Consider the following 6,608-nt stretch of genomic DNA (forward strand, 5'->3'; position numbering starts at 1 on the left):
GGCCGCGCCCGCCTAGGCTCGGGGGATGCTCGGTCCCACCCGCCCGTACCCGCGCCCCCTCGTCCCCGCAGCGCTCCTGCTCGGCCTCGTCGCGCTCCTCGCGTCCGCCGTGGCGGAGGCGCGCTTCGAGTGGCGCGACGTCCGCCAGGAGGTCCGCATCGAGGCGGACGGCGGCGTCGTCGTCCGCGACGTGCGCACCCTGTGGACCGACGAGGACTTCGGGGAGGCGTACGTCTGCATCCGGCACGGGCCCGACGTGACCCTCACGCTGCTCGAGGACGCCGGCGCCGTCGACGCCGGGCCACCCGCCCGGGCGTTCACGCAACCGTGCGCCTCCGGCGCGGCCGGCACCGAGGTCGTCGTCGCGCACGAGGACGACGTGCGCGTCACGGAACGACGAATCCGCTTCCACTACCGCCTCGACGGCGCCCTGCAGGTGCACGACGACGTCGTGCAGTGGTACTGGGAGATCTACGGGCGCGACAACGAGCCCGTCGCGCGGCGCTACCACCTCACGGTCACCGCGCCGGGCGCCGTGGCGGCGCCCCACGACGCGTTCGTGCACCGGTTCGACCTCCCGGAGACGCCCGACGTCGCGTTCGACCGCGACCTCGGGCGACTCGACGTGCGCGCCGACCGCATCCCCCCCGGCGAAGGGATCGAGGTGCGCTACCTGATGGACCCCGCCCACTTCGGTCCCGCCGTCCGCGCGGCGAGCGACGGCGCCGACCGGCTCGAGACGTACCTCGCCGACGAGGCCCGCCTCGCGGGACTCGGAGCGCCGGGCGCGCCGACCCTCCGGGTGGGCGACGTCGCGACGACCGGCGTCGCACGGGTGCGGGGGCGCGCCACGCCGGACGGGGCGCCCGTCGCCGACGTCGTGGCGCGCACCGACGGCGGGACGCGCGTCGCCTGCACCGGCACGGACCCGTTCGTCTGCGACCTGGGCGTCGTGCCGGACGGCGCGACCCGCGTGACGGTCCTCGCGACGGCGGAGAACGGCGCCGCCACCGCACGGGAGGTCGTCGTGACCCGCCGCACGCCGCTCGACGCCGCGCGCCGGCACCCGGCGGCGGCGCTGCCGGCCCTGGCGGCGCTCGCCGCGCTGGCGGTCGGCCTCGCGCGGGCCTACGTCCGGGTGGGGCGCGAACCGCGCGTCGACGCGATGCGCCACCCGTTCGAACCGCCGAACGACGCGCCCCCCGCCGAGGTCGCGGTCCTGCGCACGCAATCGCGGCAGAGCCTCCCCGCCGACGCCGCCTTCGCGGCGACCCTGACCGACCTCGCCTGCCGCGACCACGTCGCCTTCGAGGGGGAGGACGCCGCGTTCGCCGTACAGCTCCCCGCCCGCGACGCGGGGGTGGACGTGGAGGCCGGCGTGGAGGCCGGCGTGGACGCGGGCGTGGAGGCCCGCGACGACGCCCTCCTCGACCACGAGCGCGCCCTGCTGGCGTACCTGCACGACGCCGCGGACGCCGCGGGGGACGGACGCCGCGTCGACCGCAAGGCGCTCCAGCGGTGGGCTGCGAAGCACCCCGCCTTCGTCGAGACGTGGGCGAAGGGGGTGCGCGACGCCGTGGAGGCCCGCCACGGCGGACCGCTGACGACCGACGCGAGCCGGGTGGCGACCCGGCGCTGGGCGGTCGCGTCGGGCGTCACCGCCGTCGCCGCCGTCGCCTACGCGGTCCTCGTCGCCGCCGGCCCCGCCGCGGCGATCGCGGGCGGTGCGGCGTTCGCCGCCGCGCTCGGGATCCCCGTCGCCTTCGCCGCGCTGCCCGCCTGGCGGCCCGACGTCGCCCGCGAGGTGGCGGGCTGGGAGGGCTTTCGGCGGACCCTGAGCACCTACACGATCCTCCGCGAAGCGCCGCCCGACGTCTTCGAGGTGTGGGACCGCTACTTCGCCTACGCCGTCGCGCTCGGCGTGGCGCGCCGGTTCCTGAAGACCCTCGAGCGCGTCGCCCCCGAACGTGGCCTCGACCCCGCCCACCTCGCCGCGCGCGCGACCTGGATGGGGGCCGGCGTCCGCGACGCCGCCGACCTCGCCGGCGTCGCGGCGTCCGCCGCGTCGCTGTCGAACGCGCTCGCGACGGTCGGCGCGAGCGCCGCGTCGGGCGGCTCGTCCGCCGGTGGGGGCGGCGGCGGTGGGGGCGGCGGGGGCGGCGGTCGTTGACGCCGGCCGGGGCCCGGCGTAGCGTGAACCGTTTCGCCGCCACCGAGCGTCGACCCCCGGGAGGCACGCCATGACCGAGTCCACCCCCTTCCTCGAGCGCCTGCGCATCATGTGGAGCCACAGTGGCGCGGTGTTCCGGGAGCGCGACGTCGCGGTGTTCGACCGCCTCGAGAAGGAGGGCACGGTCCGCGACGCGCTGACCTACGTCGCGGTCGCCGCCGCCGTCAGCGGCCTGTTCGCCCTCGGCGTCGGGCCGGGCGCGTTCCTCGGCAACGTCGTCGGGACCGTCGCCGGCTTCTTCGTCTTCGTCTACCTCGTGTACTTCGTCGGGTCCCGGCGCGGGGGGACCGGCACCCTGAGCGAGGTCGCCTATAGCTTCGCGTTGTTCTGGGCCCCGCTGAACGTCGCCTTCACCCTCGCGACGTTCGTGCTGGTGATCAGCGTCGTGGGCCTCACCGTCGTCCCGCTCCTCGCGATCGTGGTGCTCGGGGCGAACGTCTGGTTCGCGTACCTCGCGACGCGCGCCAGCCTGAACGTCACGAGCGCGGCGGTGACGATCACCACGCTGATCCTGGCCGGCGTCCTGTCGCTGGCCGTGAACCTGGTGCTCGCCGCCGTGCTGGCCTGACCCGCCCCCACCCGGCTACACCTCGGAGCGATTCCGAGTCTGCCGCCCCGGCGACGTGGGGGGCGCGGCGCGCGCGCGTATCGTTGCCGGCGGGCGGTCCGCCGCCACGCCCGCGACCCCGACCCCGCCTCGCGCGCCCGCGCGCGAAGCCCCCGTCGGTCGCCATTTCGAGCCTCGAAGGGAACGCCGCATGGAACACGACCGCACGAAGTCCGACAGCCCCTGCCCGTACCACGGGAGCACGACCACCGACGCCCAGACGAACCGCGACTGGTGGCCCAACCAACTCAACCTGAAGATCCTGCACCAGCACACCGGCGTCGAAAGCCCCTACGGCGCGGACTTCGACTACGCCGAGGCGTTCGCGAAGCTCGACCTGGCCGCCGTGAAGGCGGACCTGCACGCGTTGATGACCGACTCGCAGGACTGGTGGCCGGCCGACTACGGGCACTACGGGCCGTTCTTCATCCGCATGGCCTGGCACAGCGCCGGCACCTACCGCACCGGCGACGGGCGCGGCGGGGCGGGCGCGGGGTCGCAACGCTTCGCGCCGCTCAACAGCTGGCCGGACAACGCCAACCTCGACAAGGCCCGCCGGCTGCTGTGGCCGGTCAAGCAGACGTACGGCGCGTCGATCTCCTGGGCCGACCTGATGGTGCTCGCCGGCAACGTCGCGCTCGAGTCGATGGGCTTCGAGACGTTCGGGTTCGCCGGCGGTCGCGAGGACGTCCACGAGCCCGAGGAGGACATCTACTGGGGCAAGGAGGCCGACTGGCTCGGGGACGAGCGCTACTCCGGCGACCGGGAGCTCGAGAACCCGCTCGCCGCGGTCCAGATGGGCCTCATCTACGTCAACCCCGAGGGCCCCAACGGCGAACCCGACCCGGTCGCCTCGGCGCGGGACGTCCGCGAGACGTTCGCGCGCATGGCGATGAACGACGAGGAGACCGTCGCGCTGATCGCCGGCGGGCACACCTTCGGCAAGACGCACGGCAACGGCGACGCGGACGCCGTCGGCCCCGAGCCGGAGGCCGCCCCCATCCACGAGATGGGGCTCGGCTGGCGCAACCCCGACGGGGAGGGCCACGGCGTCGACACCATGACGAGCGGCCTCGAGGGCGCCTGGACGCCGACCCCGATCACCTGGGACAACAGCTACCTCGATACCCTGTTCGGGTACGAGTGGGAGCTCGTCAAGAGCCCCGCCGGCGCCTGGCAGTGGCACCCCAAGGACGGCGCCGCCGCCGACGCGGTGCCCGACGCGCACGACCCCGAGCGGCGTCACGCGCCGATGATGGCGACGTCCGACATCGCGCTGAAGGTCGACGCGATCTACGAACCGATCGCGCGGCGCTTCCAGGCCGACCCGGACGCGTTCGCCGACGCCTTCGCGCGCGCCTGGTTCAAGCTCACCCACCGCGACATGGGGCCCCGCTCGCGCTACCTCGGCCCCGAGGTCCCGGACGAGGAACTGATCTGGCAGGACCCGGTCCCGCCGGTCGACCACCCGCTCGTGACCGACGCGCACGTCGCGGACCTCAAGCAGCGCCTGTTGGCCTCCGGCCTGTCGATCCCCGAGCTCGTCACGACCGCCTGGGCGTCCGCCTCGACGTTCCGCGGTAGCGACAAGCGCGGCGGCGCCAACGGCGCCCGCATCCGCCTCGCGCCGATGAAGGACTGGGAGGCGAACCAACCCGAACGCCTCGCGAAGGTCCTGGGCGTCCTGGAGGGTATCCAGCGCGACTTCGACGCCAGCACCGACGACGGCACGAAGATCTCGATGGCGGACCTGATCGTGCTGGGCGGCGTCGCCGCCGTCGAGCAGGCGGCGAAGAGGGCGGGGCACGACGTCACCGTCCCCTTCACGCCGGGCCGGACCGACGCCACGCAGGACCAGACCGACGTCGAGAGCTTCGAGGTGCTCGAGCCGCTCGCCGACGGCTTCCGCAACTACCAGAAGGCCCGCTACACCGTCTCGCCGGAGGAGATGCTGATCGACAAGGCGCAACTCCTCGGGCTCAGCGCCCCGGAGATGACGGTCCTCGTGGGCGGCATGCGCGCCCTGAACGCGAACGCCGACGGCTCGGAGCACGGTGTCCTGACCGACCGACCCGAGGTCCTCACGAACGACGTCTTCGTCCACCTGCTCGGCATGAACGCCGAATGGGCGCCGGTGAACGGCGACGACCACCTGTTCCACGCCCACTCCCGCGAGACCGGGCAGGTGCTGTGGAGCGCGACGCGCGTCGATCTCGTCTTCGGCTCGAACTCGCAACTGCGCGGCATCGCGGAAACGTACGCGGCCGACGGCGCGGAAGCGACGTTCGTGCGGGACTTCGTCGCCGCCTGGGACAAGGTCATGAACCTCGATCGGTTCGACGTCCGCAACTGATCCTCGGCGCAGGCGGACGCCCGCGCCCCCCGCGAACGACCCCCGCGACGCCCGGACCCTGCGGTCCGGGCGTCGCGCGTGCGTGGCCGCGCCCTCGGCGTCAGACGACCATCGCGCCCGTCACGCGGTGCAGCGCGTCGCCCCCCGCCTCGAACGCCTCGAGGTTCGCCACGGTGGTCGCCGCGATGTTCGTCAGCGCCTCCTCGGTGAAGAAGCCCTGGTGCCCGGTGACGAGGACGTTCGGGAACGTCAGGAGGCGCGAGAAGACGTCGTCGCGAATGACGCGGTTCGAGAGGTCCTCGAAGAACAGGTCGCCCTCCTCCTCGTAGACGTCGAGCCCCAACCGCCCGATCCGGCCCTCCTTGAGCGCCTCGACCACCGCGGGGGTGTCCACCAACTGCCCGCGACTCGTGTTGATCAACGTCACGCCCCGCTTCATGCGGCGGAGCGCCGCTTCGTTCACCAGGTGGTACGTCTCCGGCGTCAACGGACAGTGCAACGACACGACGTCGGACGCGGCGAACAGCGCGTCCCGGTCGACGTACGTCGCGACCCCCTCCAGCTCGGCCGAGGGCACCGGATCGAGGGCGAGGACCTCGCACCCCAGGCCGTGCACCATTCGCGCGAAGGCGCGACCGATCTGGCCCGTCCCCACGACCCCCACCGTCTTGCCGACCAGGTCGAACCCCAGGAGGCCGTCCAGCGAGAAGTTCCCCTCCCGCACCCGGTTGTAGGCGCGGTAGATCTTGCGGTTGAGCGCCAACAGCAACGCCAGGGCGTGCTCCGCGACGGCGTGCGGGGAGTACGCCGGCACCCGCGCCACCGTGAGCCCGAGCGCCTCGGCGGCGGCGACGTCCACGTGGTTGAAGCCCGCCGACCGCAACGCCACCAGGCGGACCCCGGCGTCCGCCAGCCGCGTCAGGACGTCGGCCCCCAGGTCGTCGTTCACGAACGCGCACACCGCGTCGTGCCCCTCCGCGAGGCTCGCGGTGGCGGGCACGAGGCGCGCCTCGTGGAACGTCAGGGCGTGCCGGCCGCCCTCCGCGGCGCGCGCGAGGAAACGTACGTCGTACGGCTTGGTGCTGAACACGGCGACCCGCATGCGCCCATGCTACGCGGGTCCGGCGGCGCGGGTCAGGACCGACGCGCCCCGACGGGCGCCACGGCCACGGTTCGAATCGCGATCGCGCACGCCTCGGGAGGCGCTCCCGTCGGCGCCAGGCCCCCGCTCAGGACCCGACCGCCACCCGCGCGTCGCTGTCCCACGTCCCCGCCGCCGCGACGATGCGGCCCGGGTCGACGTAGCGCTCGCGCAGCATCGCGGCGTACACCTCGGCCTCCGCCGCGCGATCCACCTCCGCGAGGCCGGTCAGGTCCCGCAACGCCGCCTGCAACGCGTCCAGGGTGCCCGACCCCTC

At 74.2% G+C, this 6,608-nt stretch carries 5 protein-coding genes; 3 read left to right on the forward strand and 2 right to left on the reverse strand.

The genetic code is table 11. The annotated features are described in order from the left end of the window. Nucleotides 1-25: 25 nt before the first annotated feature. The 3 genes from RI554_09865 to katG all read left to right on the forward strand — a co-directional run bounded on the left by RI554_09865 (nucleotide 26) and on the right by katG (nucleotide 5,190). Entirely contained in the window at nucleotides 26-2,170 is a 2,145-nt protein-coding gene (locus tag RI554_09865; GenBank protein ID MDR9392320.1) for a DUF2207 domain-containing protein, read from the forward strand. Between the two features lie 70 nt (nucleotides 2,171-2,240). After that, a complete protein-coding gene (locus RI554_09870; GenBank protein MDR9392321.1) occupies nucleotides 2,241-2,798 on the forward strand; it encodes a hypothetical protein in 558 nt (185 codons plus the stop codon). A 190-nt stretch (nucleotides 2,799-2,988) separates the two neighbouring features. Next, on the forward strand, nucleotides 2,989-5,190 hold the full coding sequence (gene katG, locus RI554_09875; GenBank protein ID MDR9392322.1) for a catalase/peroxidase HPI: 2,202 nt from the start codon (nucleotides 2,989-2,991) through the stop codon (nucleotides 5,188-5,190). A 100-nt stretch (nucleotides 5,191-5,290) separates the two neighbouring features. Here katG and RI554_09880 read toward each other — a convergent pair whose 3' ends face one another. Both RI554_09880 and RI554_09885 read right to left on the reverse strand, forming a co-directional pair. Continuing rightward, entirely contained in the window at nucleotides 5,291-6,292 is a 1,002-nt protein-coding gene (locus RI554_09880) for a 2-hydroxyacid dehydrogenase (GenBank protein MDR9392323.1), read from the reverse strand. Nucleotides 6,293-6,419: 127 nt separating this feature from the next. Beyond that, the coding region (locus RI554_09885) for a hypothetical protein (GenBank protein MDR9392324.1) at nucleotides 6,420-6,608 on the reverse strand (189 nt) is incomplete at its 5' end.

This window comes from Trueperaceae bacterium (assembly GCA_031581195.1).
Lineage (GTDB): Bacteria > Deinococcota > Deinococci > Deinococcales > Trueperaceae > SLSQ01.

What these genes read in the sequence shown, in the direction of transcription:
- RI554_09865 (MDR9392320.1), top strand. Translation starts at nt 26, where the DNA reads ATGCTCGGTCCCACCCGCCCGTACCCGCGCCCCCTCGTCCCCGCAGCG.
- RI554_09870 (MDR9392321.1), top strand. Translation starts at nt 2,241, where the DNA reads ATGACCGAGTCCACCCCCTTCCTCGAGCGCCTGCGCATCATGTGGAGC.
- katG (MDR9392322.1), top strand. Translation starts at nt 2,989, where the DNA reads ATGGAACACGACCGCACGAAGTCCGACAGCCCCTGCCCGTACCACGGG.
- RI554_09880 (MDR9392323.1), bottom strand. Translation starts at nt 6,292, where the DNA reads ATGCGGGTCGCCGTGTTCAGCACCAAGCCGTACGACGTACGTTTCCTC.